15 protein-coding genes, 1 tRNA gene and 2 riboswitches are annotated in these 18934 nt (G+C 65.1%); of the genes, 12 read left to right on the top strand and 4 right to left on the bottom strand.

Annotated elements, in window-relative coordinates:
- Positions 1-158: 158 nt before the first annotated feature.
- Genes flhF through NCR37_RS13125 form a run of 3 tightly spaced genes read left to right on the top strand, consistent with a single transcriptional unit; the run spans position 159 to position 3590 of the window.
- Positions 159-1928, top strand: coding sequence for a flagellar biosynthesis GTPase FlhF (gene flhF, locus NCR37_RS13135; RefSeq protein ID WP_250473350.1), 1770 nt, complete (start codon positions 159-161; stop codon positions 1926-1928).
- Positions 1921-2838 (top strand): MinD/ParA family ATP-binding protein, encoded by a 918-nt coding sequence (locus NCR37_RS13130; protein ID WP_250473424.1) that lies wholly within the window; start codon positions 1921-1923, stop codon positions 2836-2838. The genes flhF and NCR37_RS13130 overlap by 8 nt, the downstream gene beginning before the upstream one ends.
- 20 nt (positions 2839-2858) lie before the next feature.
- Positions 2859-3590 (top strand): RNA polymerase sigma factor FliA, encoded by a 732-nt coding sequence (locus NCR37_RS13125; RefSeq protein ID WP_175938629.1) that lies wholly within the window; start codon positions 2859-2861, stop codon positions 3588-3590.
- 4 nt (positions 3591-3594) lie between these two features.
- Here NCR37_RS13125 and NCR37_RS13120 read toward each other — a convergent pair whose 3' ends face one another.
- On the bottom strand, positions 3595-4677 hold the full coding sequence (locus NCR37_RS13120) for a GGDEF domain-containing protein (protein WP_250473349.1): 1083 nt from the start codon (positions 4675-4677) through the stop codon (positions 3595-3597).
- A gap of 133 nt (positions 4678-4810) precedes the next feature.
- A tRNA-Arg gene (locus tag NCR37_RS13115) sits at positions 4811-4886 on the bottom strand.
- 291 nt (positions 4887-5177) lie between these two features.
- On the opposite strand from NCR37_RS13115, the gene NCR37_RS13110 reads away from it, so the two are divergent.
- Positions 5178-6092, top strand: a complete 915-nt coding sequence (locus NCR37_RS13110; RefSeq protein WP_250473348.1) for a c-type cytochrome — start codon at positions 5178-5180, stop codon at positions 6090-6092.
- An 18-nt stretch (positions 6093-6110) separates the two neighbouring features.
- On the opposite strand, the gene NCR37_RS13105 is transcribed toward NCR37_RS13110, so the two are convergent.
- Complete coding sequence (locus NCR37_RS13105) at positions 6111-8198, bottom strand: UvrD-helicase domain-containing protein (protein WP_250473347.1); 2088 nt, start codon at positions 8196-8198, stop codon at positions 6111-6113.
- A 231-nt stretch (positions 8199-8429) separates the two neighbouring features.
- Here NCR37_RS13105 and NCR37_RS13100 point away from each other — a divergent pair, with 231 nt between their 5' ends.
- The gene (locus NCR37_RS13100) at positions 8430-9473 is read left to right on the top strand and encodes an oxidoreductase (RefSeq protein ID WP_250473346.1); all 1044 of its coding nucleotides are present in this window, start codon (positions 8430-8432) and stop codon (positions 9471-9473) included.
- 3 nt (positions 9474-9476) lie between these two features.
- Here NCR37_RS13100 and NCR37_RS13095 read toward each other — a convergent pair whose 3' ends face one another.
- Positions 9477-9803, bottom strand: coding sequence for a hypothetical protein (locus NCR37_RS13095; protein WP_250473345.1), 327 nt, complete (start codon positions 9801-9803; stop codon positions 9477-9479).
- 151 nt (positions 9804-9954) lie between these two features.
- Positions 9955-10058: riboswitch (glycine riboswitch) on the top strand.
- A gap of 7 nt (positions 10059-10065) precedes the next feature.
- A riboswitch (glycine riboswitch) is annotated at positions 10066-10195 on the top strand.
- A gap of 119 nt (positions 10196-10314) precedes the next feature.
- Here NCR37_RS13095 and gcvT point away from each other — a divergent pair.
- The 7 genes from gcvT to NCR37_RS13060 all read left to right on the top strand — a co-directional run bounded on the left by gcvT (position 10315) and on the right by NCR37_RS13060 (position 18931).
- Positions 10315-11439: a glycine cleavage system aminomethyltransferase GcvT gene (gene gcvT / locus NCR37_RS13090; protein ID WP_250473344.1), complete on the top strand. Its 1125-nt coding sequence runs from the start codon at positions 10315-10317 to the stop codon at positions 11437-11439.
- A 62-nt stretch (positions 11440-11501) separates the two neighbouring features.
- A complete protein-coding gene (gene gcvH, locus NCR37_RS13085) occupies positions 11502-11882 on the top strand; it encodes a glycine cleavage system protein GcvH (protein ID WP_250473343.1) in 381 nt (126 codons plus the stop codon).
- A gap of 53 nt (positions 11883-11935) precedes the next feature.
- Positions 11936-14866, top strand: a complete 2931-nt coding sequence (gcvP, locus tag NCR37_RS13080; protein WP_250473342.1) for an aminomethyl-transferring glycine dehydrogenase — start codon at positions 11936-11938, stop codon at positions 14864-14866.
- Between the two features lie 194 nt (positions 14867-15060).
- Positions 15061-16089: an alginate lyase family protein gene (locus NCR37_RS13075; protein ID WP_502800523.1), complete on the top strand. Its 1029-nt coding sequence runs from the start codon at positions 15061-15063 to the stop codon at positions 16087-16089.
- A gap of 21 nt (positions 16090-16110) precedes the next feature.
- Positions 16111-17499, top strand: coding sequence for an L-serine ammonia-lyase (locus NCR37_RS13070; RefSeq protein WP_250473340.1), 1389 nt, complete (start codon positions 16111-16113; stop codon positions 17497-17499).
- 188 nt (positions 17500-17687) lie between these two features.
- Positions 17688-18185, top strand: coding sequence for a hypothetical protein (locus NCR37_RS13065; RefSeq protein ID WP_250473339.1), 498 nt, complete (start codon positions 17688-17690; stop codon positions 18183-18185).
- Between the two features lie 38 nt (positions 18186-18223).
- Positions 18224-18931: a hypothetical protein gene (locus tag NCR37_RS13060; RefSeq protein WP_250473423.1), complete on the top strand. Its 708-nt coding sequence runs from the start codon at positions 18224-18226 to the stop codon at positions 18929-18931.
- Positions 18932-18934 lie beyond the last annotated feature (3 nt).

Below are 18934 nucleotides of genomic sequence, written 5' to 3'. Positions count from 1 at the left end.
GTCCATCAGTCGAAATACCCCTGTTTCTCACCCTTTATCCCGCAATAGGCCGAAGGGCATCTTCGCAATAATGGCTTCACTGAAAAGCGGACGCCACAAAACATCCGGCAGCGCCCGCCTCGCAAAGATCGCAGTCTCATACCTCATCGGGGGCAAGTTTGAACATTCGTAAATTCATTGGCGCGAACAGCCGCGACGCTCTGCGCCAGGTTCGTGAAGCGCTCGGCCCCGATGCCGTCGTGTTGTCGAATCGCACGCTGGACGACGGTTCCGTGGAGATCGTGGGCGTGGCGGATCGCGACATCGCATCCATTTCGCCGGCCGCGCACGAACAGGCGCCGGCCGCATTCCCGAGCGCCACGCCGCGCGCCGCGCTCGCCCAAGCCGCAGCCGCCGTGGCCGCAAAGCAACCGGCCGCCGCGAATCCTTACGCGAGCGGCGACGTGTTCTCGTCGGTCTTCGGCGCGAATCCCGAAGCCGATACAGATGACCTCGACCACCACGACGCCCCGCGCGACGCCTTTGGCGACGAAGCGCCGCGCACGATGGCCGAATCGAACCCGTGGTTGATCGAGCACGCGCGACGCATCGCCGAGCAGGCCGCGATGCCGTCGAATCGTCCGCTTTCGGCATCGGCCGCGATTGCGCGAGGTCTCGGCGTGCCGGTGCCGCCGAAGGCATCCGCACCGAAAGCCGCCGACAAGCGCGGCGACAAGCTCGCCGACAAGCCCGAGCCGGGCAACTACGCGATGCGCCAGCCCGCGCAGCCGAAGATCGACACGCCCGACTGGGCGCGCGAAGCCGCGCAAGTCGCCGCGCGCCGCGCCGCCCATAAGATCAACGCGGGCGCGCCGCAAGCGGAAGGCTCGCCCGACAATGCGCTCGACGGCCTGCCCGCGAACGCGGCCGCCGTCGTGACCGACGCGATCCGCGCCCGCATGGAGCAAGTCGTCAACGAAACGGTGATGCACGAGCTCTCGTCGATGCGCGAGATGATGGAAGAGCACTTCTCCGGTCTGCTGTGGGGCGAGCGCCAGCGCCGCAGCCCGGGCAACGCCGGCCTCACCAAGCGCCTGTTCGCGGCCGGGTTCTCCGCGCAACTCGTGCGCATGGTCGTGGACAACATGCCCGAGATGGAAAGCGCCGAGCACGCGATGGAATGGGTGCAGCAGGTGCTCGAATCGAATCTGCCGGTCATGGCGAGCGAAGACGCGCTGATGGAACGCGGCGGCGTGTTCGCGCTGATGGGCCCGACGGGCGTCGGCAAGACCACGACGACGGCCAAGCTCGCCGCGCGCTGCGTGATGCGCTTCGGCGCAAGCAAGGTCGCGCTGCTCACCACCGACAGCTACCGGATCGGCGCGCATGAGCAACTGCGCATCTTCGGCAAGATTCTGGGCGTCTCGGTCCACGCGGTGAAAGACGCCGCCGACCTGCAACTCGCGCTCTCGGAACTGCGCAACAAGCACATCGTGCTGATCGACACCATCGGCATGAGCCAGCGCGATCGCATGGTGTCCGACCAGATTTCGATGCTCTGCGGCGCGGGTCATCCGGTGCAGCGTCTGTTGCTGCTCAACGCGACGAGCCACGGCGACACGCTCAACGAAGTGGTGCAGGCCTACAAGAGCGCGGCCGACCAGCCGCCGCTCGCGGGCTGCATCCTGACCAAGCTCGACGAAGCGACCAATCTCGGCGGCGTGCTCGACACCGTCATCCGCTACAAGCTGCCGGTGCATTACGTTTCGACCGGGCAGAAGGTGCCGGAGAACCTGTACGTCGCGACCAAGCGTTTTCTGATCAAGAGCGCGTTCTGCATTCCGCGCGAAGGCTCGCCCTTCGTGCCGCAGGACGACGAGGTGCCGGCACTGCTTTCCGCATTGTCCGCGCGCGCCACCACCGAACTGCATGAGGTCCGCTTTGGATAAGTTCGTGCTCGATCAGGCCGAAGGCCTGAGAAGGCTGCTCACGCGAGCCGGTTCCCGCGTGGTGGCGGTGGCGGGCGGGCCGGCGGGCATCGGCTGCACGTCGGCGGTCGTGAATCTGGGCGCGGCGCTGTCCGCGCATGGCAAGGACGTGCTCGTGATCGACGAGCGGGCGAACGCGGCATCCGCTGCGCGCCTCGCCGGTACGTCAGGCGCAGGGGCGCTCGCCGCGGTGATGTCGGGCCGCGAGGCGCTTCAGGACGCGGTGACGCGCACGCCGTTCGGCTTCTCGCTGATCGCCGCGCCACGCGACGAGCGCATCAGCCACGACGCCGCGCAGTGCCGCGCGCTGCTCGACGGTCAGGCGGACATCGTGCTGATCGACGCGCAGTTCGATCGATACGGCGCGCTCTCGTCGCTCGCGGCGCAGGCGCATGACTTTCTCATCGTGACGCGGGTGGCCGCGTCCGCGATCACCGAGGCGTACGCGTGCATCAAGCGTCTGCACTACGCCCATGCGATCGGCCAGTTCCGCGTGCTCGTCAATCACGTGCAGAACCCGGCCGACGCGGCGGTCGCGTTCGACAACCTGTCGGGCGTCGCGAGCCGGTATCTGGCCGTGTCGCTCGTGCAGGCAGGGTATGTGTCCGAGGATGCGCGCGTCACTCGGGCGAAGGAGCTCTCGCGCTGCGTGGTGGAAGCGTTCCCGGCGACAGCCGCGGCGCGCGACTACCGGCAGATCGCGGCGGAGCTTCTGCATTGGCCGATGCGTCCCGCTCCGTCTGGGGGCGAGACGCAGGTCCGGAATGACGCGCGGTTTTCGGTTGGCGAGGCTGACAAGGGCGGACGGGAGACGGGGCGCATGGCGTCGATGTTTTCCAGTCATGCATTGACCAGTACGGCGTCGATGTGATCAAGATTAAGGTGACTCAGATGTACAACGCCCAAGGCAAACTCTCACAGTCGGACGTCCTGACTAAATATGCGCCGCTCGTTCGTCGGCTGGGACTTCAGCTCGTCGCCAAAATGCCGGCGAGCGTCGATCTCGACGACCTGATTCAGGCCGGCATGATCGGTCTTCTGGATGCGGCGAGCCGCTACAAGGAAGATCAGGGCGCGCAATTCGAAACTTATGCGAGCCAGCGCATTCGCGGCGCGATGCTCGACGAACTGCGCGCGAACGACTGGCTGCCGCGCAGCATGCGCAAGACGTCGCGCGAAGTGGAATCGGCGGTGCACAAGGTCGAGCAGAACCTTGGCCGCGCCGCGAGCGAAGTGGAAATCGCCGAGCACATGAAAATGCCGCTCGACGAATATCAGTCGATGCTGCAAGACCTGCACGGCAGCCAGCTGATCTACTACGAAGACTTCGACCGCTCCGCCGACGACGAGCCGTTCCTCGACCGCTATTGCGTCGACCGCTCGGACCCGCTGTCCGCGCTGCTCGACGACAGCCTGCGCGGCGCGTTGATCGAAGCCATCGACAAGCTGCCGGAACGCGAAAAGCTGCTGATGAGCCTCTACTACGAACGCGGCCTGAACCTGCGCGAAATCGGCGCGGTGATGGAAGTGAGCGAATCGCGCGTCTGTCAGCTGCACAGCCAGGCGGTCGCCCGTTTGCGCGCCAAGCTGCGCGAGCAGTCGTGGACAAGCGTTGAGGCGTAATGCGCTAGCCGGCTTCGAAGTCTCGCGCTTCGGCGAACACCGTTTTGCCGATGCCGAGACTTTTCGCGCGATACATCGCGCGGTCGGCGGCGCGCAGGACGGCGTGGATGTCGGCGTGGCGCGTGTCAGCGGCGCTGGACAACATGCACGCGCCGATGCTCGCCGAGACGGAAACCGGCCGCCCTTCCACCGACGTGATCGACGCGAGCGCCGCGTGAATGCCTTCGGTGATTGCGAGGACGGCCGTGCGGCTCTGCGCCTGATGCGCAAGCACCACGAACTCGTCGCCGCCGAGGCGCGCCACGGTGTCGCTATTGGACATGCGGCGGGCGAGCACGTTGGCGAACTGCTGCAATAGCAGGTCGCCGACCGCGTGGCCGTAGGTATCGTTGACTTCCTTGAAACCGTCGAGGTCGATCAGAAGCAGAACGGTGTCCTGCGTTGCGTCGGACATCGTGCGATTGACGATGTGTTCCAGCGCGTAGCGATTGGCGAGACCCGTGAGCGGATCGGTCGATGCCTGGCGCGCGAGATCGCGATTGGCGTTGCCGAGACGATCGACGAGCACGGTCAGATACACCGAAGCCGCGAGCACGCTGAACGCGACCCCGAGCGCGGCGGACGGGTTCGCGTTCCACCACGGCTGCCAGAGCGCGAGCGCGCCGATCACGGTCATCGCGGTGGCGCAGGAGACGGCGAGCGTGCGCTTGCCGTAGCGGCAGCCCGAGCCGATCAGAAACCAGAAGATCACCCACAAGAGCGGCAATGCCGTTTCGCCGCCTCCGGCGAGCGCGGCGCCGACGAGCGCCTGATCGGCGATGGTCGTGACGACGAGCCGCTTTTTCGATGGCGACGCCATCCGGGTGACGATGAGCAGCGTGACCGCGCCGTAGAACACATAGAGCGCGACGATTTGCGCGACCAGCGACGCATCGCGCGAAGGGACGAGCCACGCGTAGCACGCGTAGGCCAGCAGGACCGCGGCGCCCAGCACGACGCGCAGCGTGGCTTGTTCGCGTTCGGGATGCCGAAGCGCCGCCCATGCGAACGCATGAGGCCAGCGTGGCGGGTAGTGGGCCTGCTGCATGTGAACCCCTGGATTTTGTTTTTGTTTGTTCGACGCGCTTGTGATGGGCGCGGTCGGCCGTAGGGTTAACGGCAAAGCAGGTGCGAGGCTTGAGTTTCGTGGGGGATGACGACGAAGCGACAGATGTGCGACTTGGCGCGCCCGGCTGGGATCGAACCAGCAACCCCTGCCTTCGGAGGGCAGTACTCTATCCATTGAGCTACGGGCGCTTCGGCGGAAAGCCTTGCGTGCGGGTGCCGGAAGACGGCTGCAAGGCCCATGCGAATCCGAGAGGATACCTGTTTTCCGCGAGTCCGTCCATCGCGCGGGGTTCGACGCCGCCTGCGAAGCATCACACGATTCGGGTAAACGCCCGCGCCACGGCACCCGCCGCCCCGCGCCTTCCGGTAAGCGTTCCGTCTATAATCGACCGTGCCCTCGGCGACGCAGGGCGTCAAGCGCGGTAGCTGTCACGCTGTCACTGAACCGACTCACCTAAAAAAACGGGAGACGAGACAAGCATGAGCGAAGCCCCCCACGGAGCCCCGATCAAGACACCCGGCCAACTCATCGCGGCGGTCATCGCGGGGTTCGGCATTCCCGTCGCCATCATCGTTCTGCTCGCGGTCTACGTCGACAATACGACGCGCACCGGCGCCGGCACCAATCTCGACGCCTCCGTCGAACAAAGAATCGCGCCGGCGGCGCAAGTGAACGTCAGGGACGCCAACGCGCCGCGCGTCTACAAAACCGGCGAGGAAGTCTTCAAGGCCGTGTGCTCGACGTGTCACGCCACTGGCACGGCCGGCGCGCCCAAGTTCGGCGATGCGGGCGCATGGGCGCCGCGCATCGGCGAAGGCTACGACACGCTCGTCCATAACGCGCTGGCCGGCAAGGGCGCGATGCCCCCGCGCGGCGGCACCAGCCCCGACGATTACAGCGATTTCGAGATTGCGCGCGCCGTCGTCTACATGGCGAACAACGGCGGCGCGAAGTTCGCCGAGCCGGCGCAGCCCGCGCCGGGCGCTGCGGCTTCGGCATCTGCGCCTTCGTCGGCTTCGGCGCCGGCGGCGGCTTCCGGCACAGCCGGTGCAAGCTCGACGGAAAACGCGCAGGCCGCAGCCGCCGTCGCGGCACTTGCGTCGGTGCCGCAGACGGCATCGGCTCCGGCGGCGGCCGCGCAAAGCGCCGATGCGTCTCAGGCCGGCAAGGCGCTCTACGAGCAGGTCTGCCAGGCGTGTCACGCGGCGGGCGTGCTCAACGCGCCGAAATTCGGCGACAAGGCGGCGTGGGCGCCGCGTCTCAAGGACCCGATGGAGACCGTCTACAACTACGCGCTGCACGGCAAGGGCGCCATGCCGCCGAAGGGCGGATCCAACGCGTCGGATGCGGACGTGAAAGCCGCCGTCGATTACATGGTGAACGCGGCGAAGTAACGCGGGAACGCAGAAGCGTCAGTTCTTCTGCAACATCGCTTTCAACATCGCCATGCGATCCTTCGGCGAGAGCGGCGCTTCTTCGGGCGTCGGGGGCGGGGCGTCGTCGAGCAGCATCTCGGGGATGAAGCGCGACGGCTCGCACACCACTGTCTCCCGCGCGCGCTTTCGCTTCTTGCACCAGTTCAGATGCAAGCTGCGCTGCGCCCGCGTGATCGCCACATACATGAGCCGGCGCTCTTCCTCGATGCGCGCGTCGTCGATCGGCGCGTCGTCGTCGGACCCGCCGCGGTGCGGCATGATGCCTTCCTCGACGCCGACCAGAAACACGTGCGGATATTCGAGTCCCTTCGACGCATGTACCGTCGAGAGCCGCACGGCGTCGGGGTCTTCGTCCTTGCCTTCGAGCATCGACATCAGCGCGACAGTCTGGATCAGCCCAAGCAGGTTCTTGCCTTCGTCGGCGAGACCGTCGGCGGTGTCGTAACCGGTTTGCTCCGCTTCGGGCGATGCCGCAGGCTTCGTGCCCTTGCGCTTCAGCCATTCGAGAAACTCCAGCACGTTCTGCCACTTGGACTGCGCTTGCCGCTCGTCGAAGGCATCGTAGAGATACGCTTCGTAGTGGATCGCTTCCATCATGTCGTCGAGCACTTCGGTCGCCGGATCGCGCCCCGCGCGGTCCGAGAGGCGGCGAATCCACTCGCAGAACGTGCGCAACGGCTCGACTTGCCGCGCCGACAGCCGCGCCTCGATGCCGCCCATGAACACCGCTTCGAAGAGCGACACCTTCGCCGCGCCCGCGAACGCGCCGAGCGCCTCCAGCGTCGTGTTGCCGACGCCGCGCCGGGGCGTCGTGATCGCGCGGATGAACGCGGGATCGTCATCGGGATTCGCAATCAGACGCAGATACGCGATCAGATCCTTGATCTCCGCGCGGTCGAAAAACGACTGTCCGCCCGAGAGCACATACGGAATGCGCTCCCGCCGCAGCACTTGCTCGAAAATGCGCGCCTGAAAGTTTCCGCGATACAGAATCGCGTAATCGCGAAACGCCGCGCGCCGCTCGAACTTGTGCGCCGAAAGACGAAACACGACGGACTCGGCTTCGTGCTCTTCGTCGTTGCAGCCGGTCACGGTGATGGTGTCGCCCATGCCGTGCTCGGACCACAGTTTCTTTTCAAACAGCTTCGGATTGTTCGCGATGACGTTGTTCGCCGCCGTGAGAATACGCACCGTCGAGCGATAGTTCTGCTCCAGCTTCACCACATGCAGCTTCGGAAAATCCTTGCTCAATTGCGCGAGGTTTTCGAGCGTCGCGCCGCGCCAGCCGTAGATGGCCTGATCGTCGTCGCCGACCGCCGTGAACGCGGCGCGCGGCCCGGCGAGCAGCTTGAGCAGTTCGTACTGGCAGGCGTTCGTGTCCTGATATTCGTCGATCAACAGATAGCGCAGGCGGTTTTGCCACTTCTCGCGCACCTGTTCGTTTTCCGCGAAGAGTTGCGCGGGGCGCAGGATCAGATCGTCGAAATCCAGCGCCTGATACGCGTGCAGCGTCGCGGCGTAGCTGCGATAAACGATTGCCGCCTGATGCTCGTCCTCGTTGCTCGCGAGCACGGCGGCCTGATCCGGCGAGACCATCGCGTTTTTCCACAGCGAGATGATCGACTGGATCTTGCGGATCAGACCCTTGTCCGTGGTGCCGAGTTGCTCCTGAACCATGCCGAAGCAGTCGTCGGCATCCATGATGGAAAACTGCGGCTTCAGGCCGACGTGTTCCGCCTCCTGCCGCATGATCTGCACGCCGAGCGAGTGAAACGTGCAGATGGTCAACTGATTGACCGGCACCTTGCGGCCTTCCTTGCCGGGCGTCGTTAGAGTCTTGCCTTCGAGCAGCTTCGCGGTACGCTCGCGCATTTCGAGCGCGGCCTTGTTCGTGAAGGTGAGCGCGGCAATGTGCTTCGGCTCGAAGCCGCGTCCTTCGATCAGGTGCGCGATCTTTTGCGTGATGACGCGCGTCTTGCCGCTGCCCGCGCCCGCGAGCACGAGACAGGGACCATCGAGATAGCGCACCGCTTCGCTTTGGGCGGCGTTGAGACCTGCGGACATCGTTCTGGACTTTGGCGAGTGAGGCGAGCGGCGCAGAAAGCCAAGCCGCGCCGCCGATTGAACTGCGAACACCGCCGCGCAACCCGTTGATCGCACGGCAAATTCGAGAGCGCGATGTTAACACGATAGGACGCGGCGGGTTTTGGCCCCTGTTCGCTGGCCGATGGCGCTTCTGGCGGCGCGGGCTCATGCCACAATATCCGACCGATTCACGACAGGATGATGCCTTCCATGAGTTCAGCACTGAAAGTCGGCCTGATGGGCTATGGCCTCGCCGGCGCGACATTCCACGCGCCGGTTATCGAGCATTGCGGCCGCGCGAAGGTCGCCGCCATCGCGACAAGTCAGGCCGAGCGCGCGCTCGCCGATTATCCGGATGCGCGAGTCGTCGCCGACTTCGATGCGCTCATCGCGCTCACCGACGTTCCGTGCGTCGTGATCGCCACGCCGAACGACACTCACTTCGACCTCGCGCACCGTGCGCTGTCGGCGGGCAAGCATGTGGTCGTCGACAAGCCGGTGACGCTTTCCGCCCGCGATGCCCGCGCGCTCGCCGATCTCGCCGCCGAGCGCGGATTGCTCTTTGCGCCTTTCCACAATCGCCGCTGGGACGGCGATTTCCTGACCGTGCGCGCGCTGATCGAAAGCGGGCGGCTCGGGCGCATCACGCATTACGAATCGCATTTCGACCGTTTTCGCCCGAAAGTGCCGCAGCGTTGGCGCGAAGAAGCGGCGCGAGGCGGCGGTCTGCTGTTCGATCTGGGGCCGCATCTGATCGATCAGGCGCTCACGCTGTTCGGCGCGCCGCAGACGGTGACGGCGTTCGTGAAGGCGCATCGCGACCACGCGCACGCGCCGGACTACGTGCATCTCGTGCTCGGTTACGCGGACAAGGAAGTGGTGCTGCACGCGAGCGCGCTCGCGGCGCTGGAGCCGCCACGCTTTTCGATTCACGGCACGCGCGGCAGCTACGTGAAAACCGGCCTCGACGTGCAGGAAGACCAGCTTCGCTCGGGCATGCGGCCGGGCAATCCCGAATTCGGCAAGAATCCGCCGGGCCTCTTGCGCGAAGTGGACGGCGATCACGATCTGCGGCATCAGTTCGCGACGCGCGATGGCGCGTTTGTGGAGTTCTATCGCGCGCTGGCGGCGTCGGTGATCGAGGGCAAGCCGTTCCCGGTGACGCCGCAAGATGCCGTCGATGTGATGACGGTCATCGAGCTCGCGATGCAGAGCGAGCGGGAAGGGCGGAGAGTGGAGTTCGTGCGAGGGTGAGTGTCAGCGCCTGTTGATGGTGCCGGACGTCGTGCTCACATTCCCGCCGACGTCGCGGCACGCGACATTTCCCGAAACCGTCTGCACCGACCCGCCGACATCGCCGCACAAGACGTTGCCCGACACGACCGATACGGCCCCGGCCTTTCCGTGCACCGTGAGCTTGTCGCAGCTTTCGACTTCGATCCGCTCGACGTCGCCGTGAATTTCGATGGTGATGCGCGGCGAGTCCTCGCCGCTGACGACTTCGCCGTCCACGGTCACTTGCTTGCCGCGAATGGAAATTGCATTACCGGTGACGGTCCGGCCGTTGATGGTGACTGAAGCCATGATCGATTCGAAAGTGAGTCGGCGAACATCCGAGTGTAGGTGACGGCCGCGCCGCGAACGTAACGATTCGTGCCGATCACGCCCGGTCGTTTCGGGCAATCGCCCCGCCCCGAATCCGTTTGACAACCCCATTCCCCTCGCGTAAATTCTGCCGCACGCGTCGGGAGAGCGCGTGGCCGCTTCATGGAAGCGAGAGCCGCGCCGCCGAAGGGGCACACCCACAAACTCTCAGGCAAAAGGACCGGCCGCGTCGAGGACATATTCCTCGCACTCTGGAGAGCGGCAACGGCACGCATCAGGCCAGTTGCCCACCGAAGGGGCGCGCGATGGACCGCCAGCACACGCTCGCGAATCCGCGCAATCTCTCAGGTACCGAGGACAGAGGGGTCACGCATCGCAACCGCATCGCGGGTCGGTGTCTTGTCTTGGCTGCATCGAGCGGCGAGCAAGGCGGCCATCCGCAGCGAGAACGCGCTGCGTGGCCTTTTTTGCTCCGCGAACCGAGGCCCCGATGACCGAACTTCAACACACGCCCTTGCACGCCGCTCACCTCGCGCTCAACGCGCGCATGGTCGATTTCGGCGGCTGGGACATGCCCGTCAACTACGGTTCGCAGATCGACGAGCATCGCGCCGTGCGCACGGACGCCGGCATGTTCGACGTGTCGCACATGCGCGTTGTCGATTTCGAAGGCGACGCGGTCCGCGCGTTCTTCCGCCACGCAATCGCGAACAACGTCGACAAGCTGACGACGCCCGGCAGGGCGCTCTACTCGTGCCTGCTGAAAGACGACGGCGGCGTGATCGACGACCTCATCGTCTATTACTTCTCCGAGAAGCGCTTTCGCGTGGTCGTGAATGCGAGCACGGCGGACAAGGACATCGCGTGGTTCGGGAGGCTGAACGCCGACGGCAATTTCAACCTCGCGATCACGCCGCGCCGCGATCTCGGCATCATCGCGGTGCAAGGGCCGAACGCACGCGAGAAGGTCTGGAACGTGCTGCCCGATACGCGGGCCGAAACCGAAGCCATCAAGCCGTTCAACGCGGTCATGTTCCCCTCCACGCAGTACGGCGAACTGATGCTCGCGCGCACCGGCTATACCGGCGAGGACGGCTTCGAGATCGTCGTGCCGGCCGCGAACATCGAAAAGCTGTGGAACGCGCTGCTCGCCGCGGGCGTGAAGCCCGCCGGCCTCGGCGCGCGGGACACGCTGCGGCTCGAAGCCGGCATGAACCTCTACGGTCAGGACATGGACGAAACGGTGTCGCCGCTCGACGCGGGCCTCGCGTGGACCGTCGACCTGAAAACTCCGCGCGATTTCGTCGGCCGGGCGGCGCTGGAGGCGAACGGCTCGAAGGCGAATTTCGTCGGGCTCGTGCTCATCAAGGAAAACGGTCGTGCGGGCGGCGTGCTGCGCGCGCATCAGAAGGTCGTGACGCCGCACGGCGAAGGCGAGATCACGAGCGGCACGTTCTCGCCGTCCATGCAGGAGTCGATTGCGTTCGCTCGCGTGCCGACGGCCGTCGCGCCGGGCGATACGGTGCAGGTCGTCATCCGCGACAAGCAAGTTCCCGCGCGCGTGGTAAAACTTCCGTTCGTGCGCAACGGCAAGGTGCTCGTCGATCTGGCATAACGCCGTCGCGCCCGTTCCCTCCGACCCAGAACCTCACGAACGAACCACGCAAGGAGCATCCAATGAGCATCCCGGCCGATCTGAAATACACCGAATCGCACGAATGGGTCCGCACGGAGTCCGACGGCACGCTGACCGTCGGCATTACCGATCACGCGCAGGAAGCGCTCGGCGACATCGTGTTCGTCGAACTGCCGGCGGCGGGCAAGTCCGTCGCGGCGGGCGACGCGATCGCGGTCATCGAATCCGTGAAGGCCGCCTCCGACATCTACGCACCGGTCTCGGGCGAAGTCGTCGCGTCCAATGACGCGCTGACGTCATCGCCGGATCAGGTGAACGGCGCGCCGTACGAAAGCTGGCTCTTCAAGATCAAGCCCGCGAGCGATGCGGGCCTCGACAAGCTGCTCGACGCCGAAGGCTACGGCAAGTCGATCGGCGAATAACTCTCTATCAGACGAGGGCGGCTCGCACGCGGGCCGCTTTCGCAGGAATTCACATGAAGCTCGAACACCCGGATCGTCCGATGAACCGCACTTCCCTGTCACTCGCCGCGCTCGAATGCCACGACGCGTTCGCCGGCCGGCACATCGGCCCCGACGAGGCCGACCAGCGCGCGATGCTCGATGCGCTCGGTTTCGCGTCGCGCGCGGCGTTCATCGACGCGGTGATTCCCGACACGATCCGCCGCAAGGAAACGCTGCCGCTCGGCGCGTTCACGCAGCCGAAGAGCGAAGCCGAGGCCCTGGCGGCGCTGCGCAAGCTCGCGGACGAGAATCTGGTGTTTCGAACCTTCATCGGTCAGGGGTATTACGGCACGCACACGCCTGCCGTCATCCTGCGCAACGTGCTGGAGAATCCGGCGTGGTACACGGCGTACACGCCGTATCAGCCGGAAATCTCGCAGGGGCGTCTCGAAGCGCTGCTGAACTTCCAGCAGATGGTGATGGACCTGACCGGCCTCGCGATGTCGAACGCATCGCTGCTCGACGAAGCGACCGCCGCCGCCGAAGCCATGACGCTGCTGCAACGCGTCGGCAAGCCGAAGTCGAACGTGTTCTTCGTTGCGGACGACGTGCTGCCGCAAACCATCGAAGTGGTGAAGACGCGCGCGAAGCCCGCGGGCATCGAAGTGAAGGTCGGTCCCGCAGCGGATGCCGCCAGCGCGAACGCATTCGGCGTTCTGCTGCAATATCCCGGCGCGAACGGCGACGTGCACGACTACCGCGCGCTCGCCGAAGCGGTCCACGCGGCGGGCGGCCACGTCGTCGCGGCGGCGGATCTGCTCGCGCTCACGCTCATTACGCCGCCGGGCGAATGGGGCGCGGACGTCGCTATCGGCAACACGCAGCGGTTCGGCGTGCCGGTCGGCTTCGGCGGTCCGCACGCGGCTTACATGGCCGTGCGCGACGAATTCAAGCGCCAGATGCCGGGGCGTCTCGTCGGCGTGACCGTCGATGCGCAAGGCAATTCCGCGCTGCGTCTCGCATTGCAAACGCGCGAGCAGCACATTCGCCGCGAGAAGGCGACATCGAATGTCTGCACGGCGCAGGCCTTGCTCGCGATCATGGCGAGCATGTACGCCGTCTATCACGGCCCGCAAGGCTTGAAGACGATTGCGCAGCGCGTGAACCGCGTCGCGTCGATTTTCGCGGCGGGCGTGGCGAAGCTCGGCTACAGCATCGCGAACGAGACGTTCTTCGATACGGTCACGATCGAAAGCGGCGCGAACACGACCGCGCTGCATCAGGCCGCTTACGCCGCGCATATCAACCTGCGGCGAGTGAGCGCGACGCAGGTCGGCGTATCGCTCGACGAAACCACCACGCGCGACGACTTGCAGAAGCTCTTCGCGCTGTTCGCGGAAGTCGCGGGCAAGACGGAAACATTCGATATCGACGCGCTCGACGCGTCCATCAGCGATTCGCTTCCGGCAGACCTTAAGCGCACGAGCGATTACCTCACGCATCCGGTTTTCAACCGGCATCATTCCGAACACGACATGCTGCGCTATCTGCGCAGCCTCGCCGACAAGGACCTCGCGCTCGACCGCACGATGATCCCGCTCGGCTCCTGCACGATGAAGCTCAACGCCACGTCGGAAATGCTGCCTGTGACGTGGCCGGAGTTCGCGCAGCTTCACCCGTTTGCGCCGGCCGAGCAGACGCTCGGCTACCGCACGATGATCGACCAGCTCGAACAGATGCTCGTCGCGTGCACCGGCTACGCGGCGGTGTCGTTGCAGCCCAACGCGGGTTCGCAAGGCGAGTACGCGGGCCTGCTCATCATCCACGCGTATCACGAGTCGCGCGGCGAAGGGCATCGCAACGTGTGTCTGATTCCGGCGTCCGCGCACGGCACGAATCCGGCGTCGGCGCAAATGGCGGGCATGCAGGTGGTGGTCGTCGCGTGCGATGCGAACGGCAACGTCGATATCGACGATCTCAAGGCGAAGGCCGAGAAGCATTCGGCAAATCTCGCGGCGATCATGATCACGTATCCGTCGACGCACGGCGTGTTCGAGCGCAACGTGCGCGAGATTTGCGACATCGTGCATCAGCACGGCGGACAGGTGTATGTCGATGGCGCGAACATGAACGCGATGGTCGGCCTGTGCGCGCCCGGCCAGTTCGGCGGCGACGTCTCGCATCTGAACCTGCACAAGACGTTCTGCATTCCGCATGGCGGCGGCGGACCGGGCGTCGGTCCGGTCGCGGTCGGCGCGCATCTCGCGAAGTTCCTGCCGAACCAGACTTCGACCGGCTATCAGCGCGACGAAGCGGGCATCGGCGCGGTGTCGTCGGCGCCGTACGGCTCGGCCGCGATCCTGCCGATTTCGTGGATGTATATCGCGATGATGGGCGCGAAGGGCCTCACCGCCGCCACCGAAAGCGCGATCCTCGCCGCGAACTACGTCGCGAAACGCCTCGCGCCGCATTACCCGGTGCTGTACAGCGGCCCGGGCGGACTCGTCGCGCACGAGTGCATTCTCGATGTGCGGCCGATCAAGGAAGCGAGCGGCATCTCGGTGGAAGACGTGGCGAAGCGCCTGATCGACTACGGTTTCCACGCGCCGACCATGAGCTTCCCCGTGCCCGGCACGCTGATGGTCGAGCCGACGGAATCGGAATCGAAGGAAGAGCTGGACCGCTTCATCGACGCGATGATCGCCATTCGCAACGAAATCCGCGCAGTCGAGGAAGGCCGCGCGGACCGCGAAGACAACGTGCTGAAAAACGCGCCGCATACGGCTGCCGTCGTCACGGCGGACGAATGGAAGCACGCGTACACGCGCGAAGAGGCGGCGTATCCGGTCAAGACGCTCATCGCGCGCAAGTACTGGTCGCCGGTGGGCCGCGCTGACAACGCATATGGCGACCGCAATCTGATGTGCTCGTGCGTGCCAGTTTCGGAGTACGCAGACGCGTGACGCACAGCGCGCCGCGCCGCCCGAAAGCGTGAAGCTTTGTCGGGCGGTTTTGCGGTGCGTTCGAGAACGGCTAACATCTCACCCCGGACCAAGCCAATCAGGGAGTGCGTATGGCGCCGAAGGTGCGAAAGGGGAACGAGGCGAGCCGCTTCAGAGCGACACGCGCGACGCTGGCGACGCTTTGCGCGCTTTCGATGATCGCGCCTGCCGCGCATGCCGCGATGAACTTTTGCGCTGCGCCGGCCATGCAGACGAGCGAGCGCACGAATGCCGATCCCGGCGTGAAGGCGCTGGTGAACGCGGTGCACGCGCACGTCAACGAGACGCCGAAGGCCCGCGCCACATTGCACACCGAAGGCACGCTGCCGCACCAAGGCATGCATGACCAAAGCGTCGAAGCGGAGAAAGACCTCGACCTGATGCGCGATGCCGCGCTCGCCTGGCGCGCCACGGGCAACGAGCGCTATCTGCGGCTTGTCGACCGGTTCCTGCTGGCGTGGACCACGACATATCAGCCGAGCTTCAACCCGATCGACGAGACGAACGTCGAATCGCTGATCCTCGCCTACGATTTGACGGCGAGCGCGCTGCCGGTGAAAACGCGCAACGCGGCGAATGCGTTCATTGCGAAGCTGGTGAACGGTTACGTCGCGGATATCGACAAGCAGCCGCGGCCGCTCAAGGGCACGTACCGGAACAATTGGCAGAGCCATCGCGTGAAGCTGATCGCGATGGGCGCGTTCACTATCGACGACCGCAAGATGATCGACGCGGCGCAGCGGCTTTTTGTCGAGCATATTGGCGACAACATCGCGCCGGACGGTTCGACGGTCGATTTCGCCGAACGCGACGCGCTGCACTACGTCACCTACGACTTGCAGCCGCTCGTGACGGCGGCGCTCGCGGCGCGGCGGCATAACCGCAACTGGCTGCCGGAGCGCGCGCCGACGGGCGCGACGCTCGCCGGCGCGCTCAACTGGCTGACGCCGTACGCGCTCGGCACGAAGACGCACGAAGAGTTCGTGCATTCGAGCGTCGCCTTCGATGCGAAACGGCGCGAGGCCGGCTTGCCGGGCTATTCGGGCCAGTGGGACCCGAAGAACGCGGCGGAGCTTTTTTATCTGGCGGCGCGTCTCGACGGCCGCTATGCGCCGGTGGCGCTGCGGCTCGCGCCGACGCCGCCCGCGTGGCTCGCGGTCTGTCTGCCGCTGCCGGCGCGGTAACTTCCAATTGCAGGAGCAGTCATGGCAGTCAGCGTTTTCGATCTCTTCAAAGTCGGCATCGGACCGTCCAGCTCGCACACCGTCGGCCCGATGCGCGCCGCGCTCATGTTCGCCCAAGGGCTCGAACGCGACGCGCTGCTGGACGCAGTGGCATCGGTCAAATGCGAGCTGTACGGCTCGCTCGGCGCAACGGGCAAGGGCCACGGCACGGATCGCGGCGTCATGCTCGGACTCATGGGCGACGCGCCGGATACCGTCGATGCCGGCACCATCGTGCCGCGGCTCGAAGCGGTGCGCGCAACCAAGACGCTCGCCTTGCTCGGCAAGCACGAAGTCCCGTTCACGGTGAAGGACAACATCGCGTTCTATCGGCAGGCGCTGCCCGAGCATCCGAACGGCATGAAGCTCTATGCGTTCGATGCCAGCGGCCAGTTGCTACGCGAAGCGACGTATCTTTCGGTGGGCGGCGGCTTCGTCGTGACGGCGGGCGCGCCGAATACCGCCGTGCTCACGGCGCACGCGCAGTTGCCGTATCCGTTCCAGACCGGCGACGAACTGCTGAAGATGTGCGCCGAATCCGGCAAGTCGATCGCGCAACTGATGTGGGAGAACGAGTGTGTCTGGCGCAGCCCCGACGAAATCCGCGCGGGCCTCTTGCATATCTGGAGCGTGATGCAGGATTGCGTCGCGCGGGGCTGCGGCATCGGCAATCCGGATGCGGAAGGGCATCTGCCGGGGCCGTTTCAGGTCAAGCGCCGCGCGCCGCAGCTTTATCGCGCGTTGACGGGACGGCCGGAGCAGGCGCTGCGCGACCCGCTTTCGATGATCGACTGGATCAACTTGTACGCCATCGCGGTGAACGAAGAAAACGCGGTCGGCGGCCGCGTCGTGACGGCGCCGACGAACGGCGCGGCGGGCATCATCCCGGCCGTGCTCCATTACTACGACCGCTTCGTGCCGGGATCGAACGCGCAAGGCGTGATCGACTTCCTGTTGACGGCGGCGGCCATCGGCATCCTGTACAAGATGAACGCGTCGATATCGGGCGCGGAAGTGGGATGTCAGGGCGAAGTGGGCGTCGCGTGCTCGATGGCGGCGGGCGGCCTCGCGGCAGTGCTCGGCGGGACGCCTGCGCAGGTGGAGAACGCGGCGGAGATCGGCATGGAGCACAACCTCGGGCTCACGTGCGATCCGGTGGGCGGCATGGTGCAGATTCCGTGCATCGAACGCAACGCGATGGGCTCGGTGAAGGCCGTGAACGCGGCGCGCATGGCCATGCGCGGCGATGGCTCGCACTACGTGTCGCTGGATTCGGTCATCAAGACCATGCGCGAAACCGGCGCGGATATGAAGACGAAGTATAAGGAGACGTCGCGCGGGGGATTGGCGGTGAATATTGTGGAGTGTTGATGATTGCTGTGTGTTAGCAGGCGTTTCGTCCTGCGAGTGCAACATTCCTTGTATGGAGCGTGAGGCGACTGTCGAAGCGGTTAGCATCGTTAGAGCGAGAACTAATCTATCGACCGCATCGTCAATGCATGTCTCGTGATGACTGCGCGCCGCTCAATGCGTCGGTAGAAATACCTGAGAGAACCGCATTGGAACCCAAGGACCTTGCCGCGCACAAGCATGCGTGCAAAACGCTGACCGCTTCGCCAATGTTTCGACCCATGGTGAAGCAGCGATGGCCAAAGCCGTTCAACAAGATGGCTCGGCCCCGCGTTCAGGCGACCGACCTGATGCCCGTATCAGACGATCACGCCGTACTTTTCCTGTGGCGCGATGGCGAGCAGCTTGAAGATCGCTCGTTCTACGGACACCTGGTCTGCATGTTGCCGCGCGGCGATCTGTACCCGCTCTTCGAACTGCATTACCATCCGAGTCACAAGGGACTGCACTGCAAGCTTCCCTGCAATACATCGAGCGATTACAAGAATCGCCTGTTGCCCGGCGCACCCGAACTCGGTCTAAAGCTGCTCAGACGCTACGACCCGCGCGCCGCGAATGACCGTGCCGCGCTTATCGTATTCTTCTGCAACGCTGTAGGCATAACCATCTCCAACGAACAGGACGGACAAGGCGATTTATTGTGCTAGCGGACCCGCTCAAACAAACGCTCTGCTCTTTGTTCGAAGTGCACGCCGATACAAACGGTGTGCAGCGAATCGTAACGCCGTTGCAGTATCCGGGAACGGGAGACCATGTGGTCGTCCGCATCCGTCCGTCCCAGGGCGGCTATTCCATCGACGAGAACGGAGAAGCGTGCTTTAACGCAGGCATGATGGGCGGGGAAGTGGAATCGGGCGCCGTGGAACGCTGGTCGCAGGAGATCGCGCAGTGGAGTCCCGTTCGGCTGGGCGAGGACGAAGTCCTCCGCGCCTCGACCTCTGACGAACGTCTTCTTGCGCCTTACGTCTTTCGCGTGGCGGAGGCGGCACAGCAGCTTTTCGCGGTCGCGACATCCCGCGTCGAGCGTCAGTCGCCAAGCGATTTCAAAGGACGGCTCACCCGCGCGATCGCGGATATCGCCGCAGAGTTCGGGCTCCAGCACCGGTCGGAAGTCGAATTGCCGATTTCCGGCGGGCTTGTTGCTGATCATGTCATCGAGACGCCGACGCCCTCCATCGTCATCGCCGCGACTTCAGCCAAGCGGCTGCTGGAAGGCGAACTCATTCACCTGCAATATCGTGCCGAGAAACTCCCGGGTTTTGTGCTGGCGATTGCGGAAAGTCAGTTGGCGGTCGGCAAGACGGAGTTCGAGCGCGCCAACTACTACACGTGGAAGACGGTCGTTTTCGACGCGCGCAATCTTCGCAGTCTCATCGGCTCCGTTCTGCATTGAGAC

The sequence above is a fragment of the Caballeronia sp. GAFFF1 genome (genome assembly GCF_023630705.1).
Taxonomy (GTDB): domain Bacteria; phylum Pseudomonadota; class Gammaproteobacteria; order Burkholderiales; family Burkholderiaceae; genus Caballeronia.
The sequence above is the reverse complement of the archived record's forward strand: the minus strand, read 5'-3'. Positions and strand labels throughout refer to the sequence as shown.